Below are 16824 nucleotides of genomic sequence, written 5' to 3'. Positions count from 1 at the left end.
AAAATGATGCTGTAAATATGAGTTAAAAGTGCAACCTGACTCATAGATGAGTCAGGTTGTATAAGCTTAGGCAGAGCGCCTTGAATACATCAATAGCCCTAGGCATAACATGATTAAACCTAAAACTAGATGTGAGCTAAGTTGTTCATAGTTGAACCATGTTCCCCAAAAGGTGGCTAAAACAGGGGTAATAATTGTAATAAGTAGTACCGTCGTCGGCTGTAGTACCTTAATGAGCTGATAATAAAAAATCATGGCAAGTACAGAAGAAAAGACAGCACTATAGAAGATCGCGAGTGAAATTTTCAGACTTGGAACTTCAGTTGGAAGATGTGACCAGAAGAAAGGCAATAAGCATACATAACCCACCCACGAGACAAGGCTAGAACCCGTCATTTGTATAATCGGGTGAATATGCGCTCCGACAGATTTTACGGCAAAAGTCGACAATACATAAAACAGCATAGCGATCAGCTCTAGCATAATACCAATACTGTTGAGCTGAAAACCTGATGAAGATAGCCCTAATGTAAAACTCATCCCGACAAGCGCAATACCGAGACCAAGCCACTGCCATGATGAAAAACGCTCGCGTCCTAATATAAAAGAGCTAATGAGCCCAGATACTAAAGGAGAGGTGCCGTAAATAATTGAAATAATGGCCGAAGGAACTTTATCTGCACCCATATAGCAAAAAGCCATGGAACCAAATAAACCAATGGCTCCTGCACAGTAGCTTAAAATTGCTTTTTTACTAAAGATCAGTTTTAAACGGAAAAATTTTAGACACAGTAAGGCAATCGGAATAGCGATGCTAAAGCGAAGGAATAATCCCCATGCCCAGTGAAGTTCTTGTACTGTCCAGACGGCGGCGAGTGGTGTAAGCGACCAAATAACAATGACCGCAATAAATTGGCCGGCTGTAGCGAGTCGAGTCGGAGATGATGGTAATGCTACAGCCGGCTGAATCTGCGGGCTGGACGTACTCTGTTGTTCAAATAAAGGCTTCATATAGAGCTCCAGTGATGTTTTGTAGGATGAACGAACATAAAAAAAGCCGCGTTTTATGGCGGCTTCTTAAGAAAAATCAGAGAATATATTATGTAATTAACTTCTTGATTTTTTTATTCAAAGCGCCAAATTGTCCAAAACCAGGACGTCGCCAAATGACCACACAGAACTTAATCTCTGGGGCGTAGAATTGACGCGCTAGACAATAATGGGCTTTAGATAAAAACATGATAAGTATATTAAAAATATAGATGATATTTTTATAACATATAAACAGAAAAGTACAAATTAGATTCAAGCGTGGAATATAGATTTTTTTGAATACGTTAAATTAGTTGTTTGCTTAGGCCCATATTTTTCTCATAATACCTCGTCAAATTGATCTCAATAAGCAGCTGCTCTTATGTCACCTCTAGAAATCTTTGCGGTCTTAATTAGTCTAATTGGAGTCGGATTAACTGTAATTCGCAATATGTGGTGCTGGCTGTTTAATTTCTTTGCCTTTGTTCTATACGCATATTTGTTTTACGAATTTAAGCTTTATGGTGAAACGATTTTGCAGTTCTTTTTTATGGCTGTAAATTTTTATGGTTTTTACTATTGGCTCAAAGGAAAGCAGCAAGATCATGACATTCATATAGAACCAATAGCTCCTAAAGTTGCAATTTTTCAAATGATCATTGCTGCGGTAGGTGGCTTGCTCTTTGGTTTGGTTCTTAAAAACTTTACCGATGCCGCGGTGCCTATGCTTGACTCACAGCTTGCGGCATTTAGTTTACTTGCAACTTACTGGACCAGTCGAAAGCACATTGCGACATGGATACTTTGGGTATTTGTCGACATTATTTATGTGGGCATGTTTATTTATAAAGATCTATTTTTAACTTCTGCCTTATATGCAGCCTTTGTGTTAATGGCAGCTTATGGTTGGTATCAATGGGAAAAGGTGAAAAGAAAACAAGTTAATCATATAGATTTGAAAAAAACGATTTAATGTATGAGAAAATATTAAAACAATAATCCTGTTTGGAAATTATTTGATGACTCATACTTTAAAAAAACTTTTATTTTGTTTATTTCTTTGTTCTGGTTATGCAAATGCTCAGATTAACGCTGTTCCTTTAAAGCAGCTTAGTAAATTACCGGATTCATGTCAGAAAGATGAAGCTGCTGAAAATAATAAATTAGCTATACAGACGGCGCAGGTAAAAATACAAAGCTATTCTTGCTTTAAGCCTGATATAGCTGATGCGCTAGGCTATAATGTATTTGCTATTAATTTAGATAAAAATAAAACCTATTATTTTAAAGCGCAAAGTCGGGATATATCCGCAATAGCTGGCCAGACTATACATAAAATTGATTCTGAAACTTTTGCAATAGACAATTATCAGGAGCGTGGTGGAAATTTCATTATTTTTTGGGTAGCAGACTGGTCAAATATTTATACACAAGATATTTCTTATTATACGGATGATGAAACTTCCATAGATACCTTTATTAAAGACAAACTGATTTATTTACAGAAGAAAAAATATTTGGATAATACCAAAACTAAAAAAGTTGGATCTCCTTTAATCATTATGAAAGACAAACAAAAAGGTTTGATCATTAATAAGACTAAGGCACAAAACTTTTAAATCATTAATTTCTGGATTTTTATGAAAAATTTAACTCATATATTTTTATTTTGTATTGGCTTTTTAGTAGCAACTACCTCTTATGCGCAAGTAAATATTAAACCTTTATGGCATGGTAAGGTATTAAACAGTTTTGATATTCCCTTAAATAACCTGAAAAAGCCAAAGCAGGTCATTAAAGGTGAGGCTGATGAATGCAATGGTGGTTATTTTCCAGATCAATGGGTATATGAAGATGGAGTGATACTCTCTACGGGATCTTTAGATAAGGTATATGTAAGCCAGCAAAATGGTCTAAAGTATGGTTCTCGATTATTTAATCATTTGACTACCGAGAATGAGTTTAAAAAGTTTTTTGGTGAACAGATCTATATGACTAAAAAACATGTTTATTCTTTACAACCTTGGGAAGGTGGTAATGATAGTCTAGACTTTTATTTCCGTAATGGAAAATTACATTATTATACGTACTCTATTGATGACTGTTAATGATTAACCTTTAAGAATAGCCATGATCCTGAATTTAGTCCTATATAAACAGCAACAGTTTGATGCGATGGCCCAAAAAATTATGGCTGAGCCTTCAAAATATATAGATTTTAATTCAGTGTCAGATTTCTATAAGGCTGCATGGCTCAAGGATTTTCCACAAGGTACTCAGGTCTCTGCGACAGGTTTAGATGATGGTGCTGAAGAGTTTTATGCAGTGGTGCAATTTAAACATCAGTACTTAAAGTTTGATATTAAAGAAAGCCATTCGACACTGAGTTTTCAGGACATGAATGGTGAAATTTTTAAGCGTAATTTTTAATTAATGAAATAAAAGTACAAAAAAAGCGACTTAACGTCGCTTTTTTTAATAAATAAATTTTGAAATTTTATCTGCGGTTGTGATCACCATAGCGGCGATATCTTCTTTAAAGGTCTTTTCATCATAAGTGGTAATTGGGCAGCTCACCGAAAGAACCGCCACCATTTTTCCATTAGATTGTTTGAAAATAGGGGCAGCACAAGCAGCCATATCATGGTTGTAATGACCCCAGCTCACCATCGATTTTTGAGTTTTTACATAACTCAACTTTTGTAAGAGTGCTTTCAAACTGGTTGGGGTTAGTTCAGAGTAACTATCCCACTCATTGAAATTACGGTAGCGTTGTCGTACTTCTGCCTCTGGTAAATCTGACAATAACATTTGACCAATGACGGTTGCATGGGCAGGCCAGCGAGTACCTAAACTAATATTGCTGGTAAACGTTCCCATAGATTGAACGTTATTTACAAAAACAATGTGTGTACCTTCTAAAACAGTCAGATGCACTGCCAGTTTGGTCTGATCGCGTAGTTCTTTCATTAGAGGCGTCGATAAATCGAGTAATGAAAGCTTCGATAAACTGTTAAAACCAAGCTCCATGACTTTTGAATCGAGAGCATAGGTTTTTTGTGAAGCTTTTCTTAAGTAACCGCAAGCTTCGAGTGTGTAGATTAGACGAAATGCACTAGAACGGTTCACTTCCAAAATTTCGGCAATTTCTGTAATCGTCATTTCTTGTGCTTGTTGATTAAAAGCTTGCAAGATGGCTAAACCACGCACAAGCCCTGGTACTAAATACCGATCATCATTTTTTGTTGTTTCTGATTCTTGCGAATCTTCTTCAATCTCTAGGCTCATTCGTGTTGTTTTCCTATAAATAAAACAGGGTTCGAATTAGGGCATTATGCTTTATTTTAGAACTATTGTAATTATAAAGATCGCATAAAACAATTTTTATATTTAAAACAAAGTTTTTATTTTGAAACGTAACAAATTATTTAAAATTAATTAATAACATGATTTATATGGTTATTTTTACTTTGACAAAAATTAACCAAGAGTATTATTCTTTGCTTGTGTTTTGAAAATGAAATTAAGTTTTGTATATAAAACAAAACGAGGACGCAAGATATGAGTTGGATCTCAGTTTGTCAGCAAGGTGACGTTAGCGAAGATGAGCCGAAAGCCATCGAAATTGAAGGGAAAAAAATAGGCGTATTTTTCGTCGATGAAAATTACTTTGCTATCGAAAATGTTTGCCCTCATGCGTATGCCTTATTAACCGAAGGATTTATCGAAGATCAGACTGTTGAATGTCCATTGCACGAAGCAATTTTTGACATTCAGACAGGTGAGCTAAAAAGTGGACCCGGGTGTAGAAACCTATGTACGTACCCAGTTCGTGTTGAAGGACAGGATATTCAAATTCAACTCTAGTCCTCACATGTACAAGGAAGCAGAACAATGAAGACATTTAATGAAAAGTTGGCAAGCTGGATTCATGCAACGCCAGCAACCGAAGCAGGTATCAACAATATTCAAATTCCTGGTCAATCTGAATTGTTGGTTTGGCAAACACGTTATAAAGAACCGACTCTCTACGAACAAGACTTTGTAAAGAACTTGATTCAGGCATTTTCTGCGGGTGCAACAGAGTTAGATGACGTTGTTTCTGCACTTAATCAGCAAGGTTTCCGCTGTGAATCTGGTGATGAATGGACTTCTGAGAGCTTTACAGAAGAAATGCAACGTTTAGGTTATTGATTCAGGGACGAATTAAATGAACGCAATCGTATCAACTTCACAAAGTGCTGAAGAATATTTAGAACTTGGTTTACGTGACCAATGGCATCCGGTTTTAGCAAGTTGGGAAGTCGCTGCTAATCCAGTTGGAATTACTCGTTTAGGCGAAAATATTGTGGTTTGGCGTGATGCCGAAGGACAGGTTCATGCACTTGAAGATCGTTGTCCACACCGCGGTGCACGTCTTTCACTTGGATGGAACTTGGGTGATCGAGTTGCTTGCTGGTATCACGGTGTTGAAGTTCGTGCTGATGGTGTGGTTGCCGATGTACCAGCTGTTCATGAATGTCCAATGACTGGAACTAAATGTTTAAAGAACTACCCAGTAATTGAGCAACATGGCGCAATCTTCATCTGGTTTGGTATTGATGCAAATGAACAACCCGCACCGCTTGAGTTCCCAGAACAACTGGCAAGCGAAGAGTGGAGTTCATTTCTTTGCCAAGCAGACTGGAAAGTAAACCATCAATACGCGATTGATAACGTGATGGACCCAATGCACGGGACATATTTGCACGCGACATCGCACTCTATGGCAGATGGTGAGCGTACCGCCGAGATGAAGCACCGTACCACCGATAACGGCTTTGTTTTTGAAAAAGAAGGTCAAACAGGCGTGAACTTTGACTGGGTTGAATATGGTTCAACAGGTGCAAGCTGGTTACGTCTTTCAATTCCATACCGTAAACAGTTTGGTCCGGGTGGTGAGTTCTGGATTGTGGGTTACGCAACGCCAATTGATGCCAACAATACTCGTGTATTTTTCTGGCGCTGCCGTAAGGTGAGTGGTTGGCAACGAAATGTATGGCGCTTCTTGTATCGCAATCATTTAGAACAGTTGCATTGGGATGTATTAGAACAAGACCGAATTATTTTAGAAAACCTTGCGCCAAATGCGCGTGAAAAAGAGTTCCTCTATCAACACGATGTTGGACTTGCACGTTTACGCCGTTTAATGAAGAAAGAAGCTGAAAAGCAATTAAAGAAAATTGCTGCGCTAAATGCATCAAACCGTATCGAGATGCAGGAAGAAGCTCATGGCTAATGTAGCGTTGTTGCAAGGCAAAAAAGTTTTAGTGACTGGTGCTGCACGTGGTTTAGGCCGAGATTTCGCTCAAGCCATTGCCGAGGCAGGTGCTGAAGTTGTGATGGCAGATATTTTATCTGACTTGGTGCAACAAGAAGCACAAGCTTTACAGAAACAAGGGCTAAACGTTCATGCTGTCACCGTTGACCTTGCCAATGCAGACTCTATTGAAAATGCGGTTGCAAAAAGCGTGGAAGTATTAAAAGGACTAGATGGCCTTGTGAACTGTGCGGCACTAGCAACCAATGTCGGTGGAAAAAATATGATTGATTACGATCCTGAGCTTTGGGATCGGGTCATGAATATTAATGTGAAAGGTACATGGTTAATTACAAAAGCGTGTATTCCACATTTAAAACAATCGGCTGCTGGCAAAATTATTAATGTTGCTTCCGATACAGCACTTTGGGGCGCACCGAACCTGATGGCTTATGTGGCGAGTAAAGGTGCAATTGTTGCCATGACGCGTTCAATGGCAAGAGAGTTGGGACAGTTCAATATCTGTGTCAACACCTTGTCACCGGGCCTTACTCTGGTTGAAGCAACCGAGTATGTGCCTCAAGAACGTCACGATTTATATGTCAACGGAAGAGCGATTCAACGTCAGCAACTTCCACAAGATTTAAATGGAACAGCATTGTATCTACTGTCGGATTTGTCCTCTTTTGTGACAGGTCAAAATATTCCGGTCAATGGCGGTTTTGTCTTTAACTAAGGAGTAGTCAAATGATTACAGGGATCGAGATTTTAAAGTTTGGAGTTGAAGATAGAGCTGCTTCAAACAAGTTTTTGGCAGATTTTGGTTTAAGCCAAAGTACTTCGGATATTGAAGGCGCAGATTTATACCAGACTCAAAACGGCAGCAAGATTTATCTATTTAATTGTGATGATAACCGTTTGCCGCCTGCTATTGAGCAAGGTTCAACTTTACGTGAAGTCACTTGGGGTGTTGAAAGTGCTCAAGACCTTGAAGACTTGGCAGCTCGTTTGGCCGATGTAGACGGTTTTAAACGTACTGAAAATACAGTTCAGTGTCTTGACCCAAATGGCATGACCATCTGTTTTGAACAAAGCTTTGTGAAAGATGTTCAAGAACTTAAAACGGAAGGCATTAACCAATACGGCAACATTCAACGCGTTAATGCAGCAAGTCCCGTCTATGAAAAAGGTCAGCCTGTTGCGATTGGACACGTGGTGTTCTTTACACCAGATTTGGCAACAACCGAAAATTTCTATATTGAAAAAGTAGGCTTTCATTTATCGGATGCCTATAAAAATCGCGGTGCATTCTTACGTTGCCGCGGTGAAGGTTATCACCATGATTTATTCTTGCTCAGTGTTCCAAATAAACCTGCTGGTCTAAATCACGTTGCGTTTGTAGTACGTGATATCCATGAAGTGATTGGGGGCGGTTTAAATATGAACCGTTCAGAGTGGTCAACCTTTATTGGACCGGGACGTCATCCAATTTCTTCTGCTTATTTCTGGTACGTCAACTCACCATTGGGCGGTGCATTTGAATATTACACCAACGATGATTATTTGACTGAAGAATGGCAGCCACGTGTAGAAGAACATCGTCTAGAGCTTTTCACTGAGTGGGCGATTGAAGGTGGTCTTGATGACAAAACCCGCCGTCAGGTAAAGCCTGTGTAACAGGTATTGCTTTACAAGGAAGAAAGGCTATGGAAAAGATTGTAATTGTAGGGGCGGGGCAGGCTGCAGGTTGGGCAGTTAGTACCTTACGTCAAAATGGATATGTGGGTGAAATTCATGTGGTCTCAAATGAAGATCAGGTGTTTTATGAGCGTCCGCCACTGTCTAAGCAAGTACTTTCAAAAGAAGCAAGTTATGAAAGTTTGAATCTGTTCTCTCCAGAACAGGTTCAAGAGTTCAACATTCAATGGCACAAACCAGAAATTGCAACAAAAGTCGATCGCGAGCAAAAGCAGGTTCATTTAGAAAGTGGTCAGATTTTGCCGTATGACAAATTGCTGATTGCAACTGGAAGTCGTGCACGTGTACCCGTCAATACATGGCAGTTCATTCCTAATGTTGTGACTTTACGAAATGTGCGTGACTGTGAACGTCTGGCTGAAATTTTAAAGAATGCAAAAAATGTTGCTGTGATTGGCGGTGGCTGGATTGGTTTGGAAATCGCTGCAACTGCACGTAAGCAAGGGAAAGATGTTCATATTTTTGAATATGGCGACCGCTTATGTGCAAGAAGTGTGAGTCCGGAAGTTTCTGCATTTTTAAAAAATATGCATGAGGCTCAAGGCACAAAAATTCATTTAGACAGCAAGAGCCTTCACTTAGTGGAAGCACCAGATCAAAAAGTTGAAGTGGTGAACCATCCTCAACATAGCCAGTTATTTGATTGTGTTGTAGTGGGTGCAGGTGCCGAAATTGCTAAAGAGTTAGGCGTACACGCAGGGCTCGATGTGAAAGATGGCATTGTAGTGAATTGTTTTGGACAAACCTCGGATCAAGACATTTATGCCGCAGGCGATGTCGCGATTCATCCGGGTTTGGGCTATTGCATTCAGTCTTGGGCAAATGCACAAAATCAGGCGATTGCAGCTGCGAAATCAATGCTCGGAATTGAAACTGAATATACCGATATTCCTTGGCTTTGGTCTGATCAATATCACTTTAATATCCAGATTTTAGGCACGTATCAACCTGAAAAAACCAAAGAAGTGGTGATTCGCCAAGGTGGTGAAGATCAGGTGAGCTATTTATATCTGGACCATGAAAATCGCTTGCTGAATATGATTGCCATTAATGACTCGAAGTTAATCAAGCTGGCAAAGCGTTGGATGCAAGCCAATACCGGTTTAGATCCAAAATTATTAGCAGATGCTGAATTTAATGTCATGAAGTTAAAACCGTAAACATTAAATCTGGTTCTCATTACCAAATCGAAGGAATGACACATGAGTAATGAAGAAAAAAGTGGATTAAAGCATTGGGTACCTGCTTTTGTCCTTATGGTGTGTGTAGTACTGGCATTTTTCGACAAGATCAGTATTGCGGTTTTATTTTCAGACCCACATTTTCAAAGCTCGATGGGAATTGCTGAAGATAAAGCCAAGCTCGGATGGCTCATGACAAGTTTTTTACTTGCTTATGGTTTTTCATCAGTCTTTCTAAGCTTTTTAGGCGACATTTTTAACCCAAAGAAAATGCTGTTCTGGAGTGTGACCTCTTGGGGCTTACTCATGCTTTGCATGGGCTTTACCTCCAGCTACTCAGGCATGTTGATTTTACGGGTTCTACTCGGTTTGGCAGAAGGTCCGCTATTTGCTTTGGCGTACACCATTGTTAAGCAGACTTATACAGACCGTCAGCAGGCACGTGCCTCAACCATGTTCTTACTGGGTACACCGATTGGTGCATTCCTTGGGTTCCCAATTACGGCAGCCGTTCTGGCACACCACGACTGGCACACCACTTTTTTTGTGATGGCTGCGCTCACACTCATTGCAATTTTAAGCATTGTTTTTGGTCTGCGTAACTTACAGCTCAAGAAAACTGTTGAGCTTGAAGGTGAAAGTAAACGTACTAACTTCAAAGGCCATATCGCCAACACCAAAGTACTTGTGAGCAATAGCGCGTTCTGGTTGGTGTGCTTATTCAATATTGCCTTAATGACTTATTTGTGGGGCCTAAACAGTTGGGTTCCTTCTTATCTCATGCAAGACAAAGGATTCAACCTCAAAGAGTTTGGGGTGTATTCAAGCTTTCCATTCATTGCCATGTTAATTGGCGAAGTGGTTGGTGCGTTTTTATCTGACAAATTAGGTCGCCGCGCGATTCAAGTATTTAGTGGTTTATTACTCGCGGGCATCTTCATGTATGTGATGGTCATCATGACTGAGCCACTATTGATTATTGCTGCCATGTCTTTAAGCGCGATGGCGTGGGGTTTTGGAGTAGCAGCTGTATTTGCTCTGCTTGCAAGAGTAACGACCTCAAATGTAGGGGCGACTGCGGGTGGAATATTTAACGGTTTAGGTAATTTTGCAAGTGCAATTGCACCTGTTCTTATCGGTTACATCGTGATGCAAACACACAGTTTTAATTTAGGAATTACCTTCTTGGCTGCTGTCGCTGTCATTGGGTCGTTGTTTTTGGTTCCTCTTTTAAAACGTTATTAATTCACTGTATAGGAGTTTAAAAATGACTACACAACAATTCGAATCGTGGGCACAACCAGAGGGTACTTCTTTAGAAGATTGGTTAAACACGCGTATTGCTCGCTTTGAGACACGTAAATACGACTTCGATGCTTTGAAGTTCCAAGCAGATTACGACCCGAAATATCGCCGTGCACAAATGCGTTACATGGGTACGGGTGCAACAGGTGTTGCAAATGACGGTAACACCGTTCCAGCAGAAAACTTCACGTTTTCAACCATGGTTCTACCACCACAGTGTGAAGGTCCTTTGCACATTCACCACGATGTTGAAGAAGTTTTCTTTATGCTCCGCGGTGAAATTGATTTGTTCATTGAGCACAACGGCGAAAAATTTGAAACCCGTTTAAAAGAGCGTGACCTGATTTCAATTCCACCGGGTATTTACCGTGGTCTATTTAACCCAGGTCAAGAAGATGCCTTGATGTGTGTGATGTTGGGAACAGGTAAACCAACAATTCCGAACTATCCACCAGAGCATCCGTTGTCTCAAATCAAACGTTAATTGTTTGATGAAGTGAATGAAAGGAAAGAATTAAAAATGATGACACTCATTGAAAAGTTAGCAGAATTTCCGGTGAAAACCGTTACTGTTCAAGGCCAGCAGCAAGCCTATCGGGAAGCCGGTCAGGGCGAGTACCTTGTGCTGTTGCACGGCATTAGTTCAGGTTCTGCTTCATGGGTAAACCAACTTGAAGTGTTGTCTCATCATTTTCATGTCATTGCCTGGGACGCACCGGGCTATGGCAAATCAGATGAACTTTTAACTGATCAACCCAATGCTACCGACTACGCAAAGCGTTTGGCTGCGTTGTTTGATGTTTTAAAAATTGAGAAAGCAATTGTGGTCGGACACTCATTAGGTGCCTTACAGGCGAGTGCATTCGCTGCACTTTACCCAGAGCGAGTGAAGCATTTGGTTGTAGCTAATTTGGCGCAAGGCTACCAACGCCACGATGAACAAACACAAATTCAGGTTTTTGAAAAAAGACCAAAAATGTTGAAAGAACTCGGTGCTAAAGGAATGGCCCAAAGCCGTGGACCTCATTTGATTTATAGACAAGAGCCACAAGCCTTAGCTTTAGTTTCAGAGGTGATGCAACAGTTGACCCTACAGGGTTTCACACATGCATCGTACTTACTGGCATATGACGAAATACGTAATTACTTAACCGATTTAAAAGTCCCATGCACAGTGATTGCAGGGCAGCAAGATCAAATCACTCCTGCGTTAGGTATACAAGCGCTTGCTCAGGAATTGCAGTTGGAACAGCACTTCGTCATAGAAGATGCAGGACATCTAAGTTATGTCGACCAACCGCAAGCATTTAACCAAATTATGTTGACGATTCAGGAACAATCGTAAGAGAGATTAGGGATTATGAGCTTCCAAGTTGAAGGAAAAGTTGCAGTTGTTACCGGTGGCTCATCTGGGATTGGGCTGGCTGCTGTTGAAATACTGGTTGCAGAGGGTGCAAAAGTTGCTTGGTGTGGTCGCGATGAAGAACGTTTAAATGCTTCTAAGCACTATATTTTAGAAAAATTTCCACATGCCAATATTTTTACCAAAGCATGTAATGTTTTGAAAAAAGAAGAAGTTCAGCAATTTGCCAAAGAGGTCAAACTCAATTTGGGCAATGTGGACATGCTTATTAATAATGCTGGACAAGGCCGTGTTTCAAATTTTGAAAATACGCAAGATGAAGACTGGATGAAAGAAATTGAGCTGAAATATTTCAGTGTTTTACATCCGGTACGGGCTTTTCTTGACGACTTAAAACAGTCGGCAAATGCCTCAATTACCAATGTGAATTCGTTACTGGCATTGCAACCGGAACCGCACATGATTGCGACTTCATCTGCACGTGCTGCACTGTTGAATTTAACCCATTCGTTGGCACATGAATTTACTCAATATGGTGTTCGTGTGAACTCGATTTTACTCGGAATGGTCGAATCTGCGCAGTGGAAACGCCGTTATGAAACCCGTTCAGATTTAAATCTGTCATGGGAAGAGTGGACAGGCAATATCGCAAAAAATCGTGGCATTCCTATGCAGCGTTTAGGCCGTCCAGAAGAGCCTGCACGTGCTTTAGTTTTCTTGGCATCACCATTGGCATCTTACACCACAGGTTCGGCAATAGATGTCTCAGGTGGTTTTAACAAACATTTATAAATATTAGGTGCTGTCATGAAAAAGTTGATGATGATTGGTTTTGGCGCAATGGCAGCAGAAGTCTATGCCCATTTGCCTCAAGATCTGCAACTCAAATGGATTGTCGTGCCATCTCGCAGTATTGAAAAAGTGCAGTCACAAGTCTCTTCCGAGATTCAGGTGATTTCAGATATTGAGCAATGTGATGGTACGCCAGACTATGTCATTGAAGTGGCAGGTCAAGCAGCAGTGAAAGAGCATGCTCAAAAAGTTTTAGCGAAAGGCTGGACCATTGGTCTGATCTCGGTAGGTACTTTGGCTGATAGCGAATTTTTGGTTCAGCTTAAAGAAACTGCCGAAGAAAATGATGCACATCTGCATTTACTTGCAGGGGCTATCGCAGGCATTGACGGTATTTCTGCGGCTAAAGAAGGTGGTTTGCAAAAAGTCACTTACAAAGGCTGCAAAAGCCCAAAAAGCTGGAAGGGCAGTTATGCAGAGCAATTGGTCGATTTAGACCATGTTTTAGAACCTACAGTCTTTTTCACAGGAACTGCCCGTGAAGCTGCGACCAAATTTCCAGCCAATGCCAACGTTGCAGCAACGATTGCACTTGCAGGGCTTGGAATGGACGAAACCATGGTTGAGTTAACTGTTGATCCAACTATCAACAAAAACAAACACACCATTGTGGCAGAAGGTGGCTTTGGGCAAATGACCATTGAACTGGTGGGCGTGCCGTTGCCAAGTAACCCGAAAACATCAACTTTGGCTGCGCTTAGCGTGATTCGTGCTTGTCGCAACAGTGTAGAAGCAATACAGATTTAAGAAGGATTTGATCATGGCAAAGGAAATTTATATTGCAGGTGAATGGCGATTAGGCCGTGGTGCAGTCATTCAAAGCCTGTTTCCGGCAGATCAGTCGGTTAATGCAGAGCTTTCAACGGCAACGCTTGAAGATGTAAATGAGGCAATTGAAAAAGCAGATCAGGCTTGGCGTCAACCGAGCTGGAGAAACAGCTTGCCGCATGAACGCGCACGTATTCTCTACAAAGTTGCAGACATTATTGAAGCGCGTGTAGATGAATTAGCGAAACTACAAACCCGCGATAATGGTAAGCCTTTAACCGAAACTCGTGGTTTAGTGATGAGCGCGGCGGCAACTGCGCGTTATGTTGCGGCGGCTTGTGAAACGCTAAACGATGAGCTCACCACTCAGCGTGCTCCAGACTTTATGACCATGAGTGTGCATGAACCTGTGGGTGTTGTGGCAGCTATTACCCCGTGGAACTCTCCAATTGCGAGTGAGGTTCAAAAGCTTGCTCCAGCTTTGGCAGCAGGAAATGCCGTGGTGTTAAAACCAGCAGAAGCAACTTCACTGATTGCTTTAGAACTTGCCAAAATTTTTGAAGAAGCTGGCTTACCAAAAGGTTTACTCAGCGTGCTAGTTGGTCGTGGTTCTGTGATTGGTGATGCAATTGCTCAGCACCCGCTGGTTCGTAAAATCTCTTTTACGGGTGGAACAACTACGGGTCGTCATTTGGCACACATTGCCGCTGACAAGCTTATTACTACTTCACTTGAGTTAGGTGGAAAGTCACCAACCATCGTTTTGCCAGATGCAGACATTGAACTGGCTGCTAAAGGTGTCGCGTACGGTATTTTTAGCTCGGCAGGCCAAGCGTGTATCGCAGGTTCTCGCTTGTTTATTCATAGCAGTCTTTACGATCAGTTTTTAACGCGTCTGGTTGAAATTACTAAAGGCTTACGTGTGGGCCATCCGGAACAGGTTGGTGTGCATTTAGGGCCACTGGTCAATGACAAACATTTGCAGTCAGTTGACCGTTATGTGCAGCTTGCTAAAAGCGAAGGTGGTCAGGTTCTGATTGGTGGTGAAGCGCTTACCACTGGTGACTATGCCAAAGGAAGCTATTACTTACCGACCATTATCACGGGCTTAAATAACAGTGCTCAAACCTGTCAGGAAGAAATTTTTGGCCCTGTTTTAGTCGTTATGAAATATGACAACGAGCAAGATTTAATTGCCCAAGCCAATGACAGTTGTTTTGGTCTGGCCGCAGGCATCTGGACTGAAAGCTATCGCAAAGCTTGGCGTATTGCACGTGCATTAGAAGTAGGAACGGTATGGATTAATACCTACAAAAAATTCTCGATTAGTGTGCCGTTTGGTGGCTTTAAAGACAGTGGAATCGGGCGCGAAAAAGGCCGTTTGGGCATTTTATCGTACATGCAACAAAAGAGTATTTATATGGGGCTGAATGAACAGCCTAACCCTTGGTGCGATTAATAAATTCAAGGACTGAAAACAAATTTTGAGGAACAGACATGACTGAACGTGTAAATGTAGGCGAAGCAATCGCAAGAGTTTTAGAAGCGCACCAAGTTGATAGTATTTATGGTGTTATTTCCATCCACAATTTACCTATTGCCGATGCAGTAGGGCGCCGTGAAAAAATGCGCTTTGTTGCAGCACGTGGTGAAGCGGGTGCAGTCACCATGGCAGATGCACACTCACGCTTTAAAGGTTTAGGTGTTGCGTTGACCAGTACGGGTGCTGGGGCAGGTAATGCGGTAGGTTCACTGATTGAAGCAATGAATGCGGGTAGTCCTGTATTGCATTTAACAGGTCAAGTTGAGCGTGAATATCTCGACCGTGATGCAAGCTTCATTCATGAAACCAAAGACCAACTTACATTCTTGCGCGCATCAAGCAAAGCGGCGTTCCGTATTACCAGTCCAGACAATGCTGTTGGTGTGATTCGTGAAGCCATCCGTGTCGCAACTACAGTTCCAATGGGACCGGTAAGTGTTGAGCTACCCATTGATGTACAAGCAGCAGAAATTGATTTACCACTTAATCTTGGGCCAGTGAAAGCACTTGAATTGCCACAGGCAGAGCAAGCTGAAATTGATCTTCTTGTAAGCGAGATCAAAAAAGCAAAACGCCCGATTTTCTGGATTGGTGGTGGAACTTTAAATAGCATTGCCGAAGTTAAAGCAATTGCAGATTTAGGTATTCCAGTTGTTTCCTCGACTCATGCTCGTGGGGTGTTGGCAGATGATCATCCACGTAGTTTAGGTGCCTTCCATAACTCAGCAGGTGTTGAGCAGTTATTAAAAGATGCTGACTTAATGGTTGTTGTGGGTTCTCGTTTACGTAGTAATGAAACCAAAACCTATTCGGTTGAATTCCCTGAAAACATTATTCAGATAGACGCAAACCCAGTGGCTCAGCAACGTAATTACAAAATCCGCAACTTCATTTGTGGCGATGCCAAAGATGTCTTAACACGTGTGTTAGAACAGCTTCAAGGAACTTCAAAAATCGATGCTGATTATGATGATGCTGTAGTGGCGGCTAAACAAGCTGCAATTGATGCACTTCGTAAACAAATCGATCAGTACGCTTTAATTTGTGATCACTTACGTGCAGCTTTACCTCAAGACGGCATTTTTGTACGTGACATCACTATGTCGGGTAGTACATGGGGTAGTCGTTTATTCCCGGTACAAGCGCCAAACCAAAACATCCACTCACTTGCGGGTGCAATTGGTTTAGGTCTTGCAACAGCAATTGGTGCTTCGGTTGCTAACCCTGACAAAAAAGTAATTGGTTTAGTCGGTGATGGCGGCTTAATGCTTGGTATTGGTGAGATTGCAACTATGGTGCAAGAAAACACTAATATGGTCCTAATGATTATGAATGACGGTGGTTATGGCGTAATGCGTGGCATTCAAAATAACTACTTTGGTGGTCGTCAGTATTTCAATGAACTGCATACGCCTGACTACAAACTTCTTGGCGAATCAATGGGTGTGAAAAGTTGGAAAGTCGGTAGTGCAGATGAGTTTAAAACGGTTATTCAAGAGGCTATCGCTTTTGAAGGGCCAACTGTAATCGAGCTCGATATGAACTCGATTGGACCATTAAACTTCGCGGGTCCACCGCAAAAGAAACTGTATTAACCAGTTTGGATGGTTTAGTACATATGCGATGGGAGCTGCTAAGCCATCCTTTTTTTAGATAAATTTTTTTGTCTAAAAAATAATAAAAACTAAGTTTTACAGGTAAAACAAATAAAGTTCCAGCAGGA

19 protein-coding genes are annotated in these 16824 nt (G+C 41.2%); 17 read left to right on the top strand and 2 right to left on the bottom strand.

Going from position 1 to position 16824, the window contains the following annotated elements; translation table 11 throughout:
* Positions 1-66: 66 nt before the first annotated feature.
* Positions 67-1011 (bottom strand): DMT family transporter, encoded by a 945-nt coding sequence (locus ACIF8R_RS05815; protein ID WP_396479665.1) that lies wholly within the window; start codon positions 1009-1011, stop codon positions 67-69.
* A 403-nt stretch (positions 1012-1414) separates the two neighbouring features.
* Here ACIF8R_RS05815 and pnuC point away from each other — a divergent pair, with 403 nt between their 5' ends.
* From pnuC to ACIF8R_RS05795, 4 genes are read left to right on the top strand one after another with little or no spacing between them, the layout of a single operon-like run.
* The gene (gene pnuC, locus ACIF8R_RS05810; RefSeq protein WP_396479663.1) at positions 1415-2005 is read left to right on the top strand and encodes a nicotinamide riboside transporter PnuC; all 591 of its coding nucleotides are present in this window, start codon (positions 1415-1417) and stop codon (positions 2003-2005) included.
* A gap of 46 nt (positions 2006-2051) precedes the next feature.
* On the top strand, positions 2052-2651 hold the full coding sequence (locus tag ACIF8R_RS05805) for a hypothetical protein (RefSeq protein ID WP_396479661.1): 600 nt from the start codon (positions 2052-2054) through the stop codon (positions 2649-2651).
* A 21-nt stretch (positions 2652-2672) separates the two neighbouring features.
* Positions 2673-3140, top strand: a complete 468-nt coding sequence (locus tag ACIF8R_RS05800; RefSeq protein ID WP_396479659.1) for a hypothetical protein — start codon at positions 2673-2675, stop codon at positions 3138-3140.
* A gap of 22 nt (positions 3141-3162) precedes the next feature.
* Entirely contained in the window at positions 3163-3462 is a 300-nt protein-coding gene (locus ACIF8R_RS05795; protein WP_396479657.1) for a hypothetical protein, read from the top strand.
* Between the two features lie 45 nt (positions 3463-3507).
* Here the strand turns inward: ACIF8R_RS05795 and ACIF8R_RS05790 are convergent, their stop codons facing one another.
* Positions 3508-4320 carry an IclR family transcriptional regulator gene (locus ACIF8R_RS05790; RefSeq protein WP_199968365.1) on the bottom strand — a complete coding sequence of 271 codons (813 nt, stop codon included), beginning with the start codon at positions 4318-4320 and terminating at the stop codon, positions 3508-3510.
* A 273-nt stretch (positions 4321-4593) separates the two neighbouring features.
* On the opposite strand from ACIF8R_RS05790, the gene ACIF8R_RS05785 reads away from it, so the two are divergent.
* From ACIF8R_RS05785 to ACIF8R_RS05725, 13 genes are read left to right on the top strand one after another with little or no spacing between them, the layout of a single operon-like run.
* Complete coding sequence (locus tag ACIF8R_RS05785; RefSeq protein WP_002117586.1) at positions 4594-4899, top strand: non-heme iron oxygenase ferredoxin subunit; 306 nt, start codon at positions 4594-4596, stop codon at positions 4897-4899.
* Between the two features lie 27 nt (positions 4900-4926).
* Positions 4927-5226 (top strand): recombinase-like helix-turn-helix domain-containing protein, encoded by a 300-nt coding sequence (locus tag ACIF8R_RS05780; RefSeq protein WP_396479655.1) that lies wholly within the window; start codon positions 4927-4929, stop codon positions 5224-5226.
* A gap of 16 nt (positions 5227-5242) precedes the next feature.
* Positions 5243-6310 (top strand): Rieske 2Fe-2S domain-containing protein, encoded by a 1068-nt coding sequence (locus ACIF8R_RS05775; protein ID WP_396479653.1) that lies wholly within the window; start codon positions 5243-5245, stop codon positions 6308-6310.
* A complete protein-coding gene (locus tag ACIF8R_RS05770; protein WP_396479651.1) occupies positions 6303-7067 on the top strand; it encodes an SDR family oxidoreductase in 765 nt (254 codons plus the stop codon). Before ACIF8R_RS05775 ends, ACIF8R_RS05770 begins: the two co-directional genes overlap by 8 nt.
* An 11-nt stretch (positions 7068-7078) precedes the next feature.
* On the top strand, positions 7079-8008 hold the full coding sequence (locus ACIF8R_RS05765; RefSeq protein ID WP_396479649.1) for a VOC family protein: 930 nt from the start codon (positions 7079-7081) through the stop codon (positions 8006-8008).
* Positions 8009-8037: 29 nt separating this feature from the next.
* Positions 8038-9249, top strand: a complete 1212-nt coding sequence (locus ACIF8R_RS05760) for an NAD(P)/FAD-dependent oxidoreductase (protein WP_396479647.1) — start codon at positions 8038-8040, stop codon at positions 9247-9249.
* 42 nt (positions 9250-9291) lie between these two features.
* The gene (locus ACIF8R_RS05755; RefSeq protein ID WP_272287054.1) at positions 9292-10515 is read left to right on the top strand and encodes an MFS transporter; all 1224 of its coding nucleotides are present in this window, start codon (positions 9292-9294) and stop codon (positions 10513-10515) included.
* A 22-nt stretch (positions 10516-10537) separates the two neighbouring features.
* On the top strand, positions 10538-11059 hold the full coding sequence (locus ACIF8R_RS05750; protein ID WP_014206035.1) for a cupin domain-containing protein: 522 nt from the start codon (positions 10538-10540) through the stop codon (positions 11057-11059).
* A gap of 36 nt (positions 11060-11095) precedes the next feature.
* A complete protein-coding gene (locus tag ACIF8R_RS05745) occupies positions 11096-11920 on the top strand; it encodes an alpha/beta fold hydrolase (RefSeq protein ID WP_396479645.1) in 825 nt (274 codons plus the stop codon).
* A 15-nt stretch (positions 11921-11935) separates the two neighbouring features.
* Entirely contained in the window at positions 11936-12730 is a 795-nt protein-coding gene (locus ACIF8R_RS05740) for an SDR family oxidoreductase (protein ID WP_000009973.1), read from the top strand.
* Positions 12731-12745: 15 nt separating this feature from the next.
* Positions 12746-13537 carry an aspartate dehydrogenase gene (locus ACIF8R_RS05735; RefSeq protein ID WP_396479643.1) on the top strand — a complete coding sequence of 264 codons (792 nt, stop codon included), beginning with the start codon at positions 12746-12748 and terminating at the stop codon, positions 13535-13537.
* A 13-nt stretch (positions 13538-13550) separates the two neighbouring features.
* The gene (locus tag ACIF8R_RS05730) at positions 13551-15017 is read left to right on the top strand and encodes an aldehyde dehydrogenase (RefSeq protein ID WP_396479641.1); all 1467 of its coding nucleotides are present in this window, start codon (positions 13551-13553) and stop codon (positions 15015-15017) included.
* 38 nt (positions 15018-15055) lie between these two features.
* A complete protein-coding gene (locus ACIF8R_RS05725) occupies positions 15056-16696 on the top strand; it encodes a thiamine pyrophosphate-binding protein (protein WP_396479639.1) in 1641 nt (546 codons plus the stop codon).
* Positions 16697-16824: the final 128 nt, after the last annotated feature.

Source organism: Acinetobacter sp. ABJ_C4_1, assembly GCF_044538495.1.
In the GTDB taxonomy this organism is placed as follows: Bacteria; Pseudomonadota; Gammaproteobacteria; order Pseudomonadales; family Moraxellaceae; genus Acinetobacter; species Acinetobacter nosocomialis_A.
The sequence above is the reverse complement of the archived record's forward strand: the minus strand, read 5'-3'. Positions and strand labels throughout refer to the sequence as shown.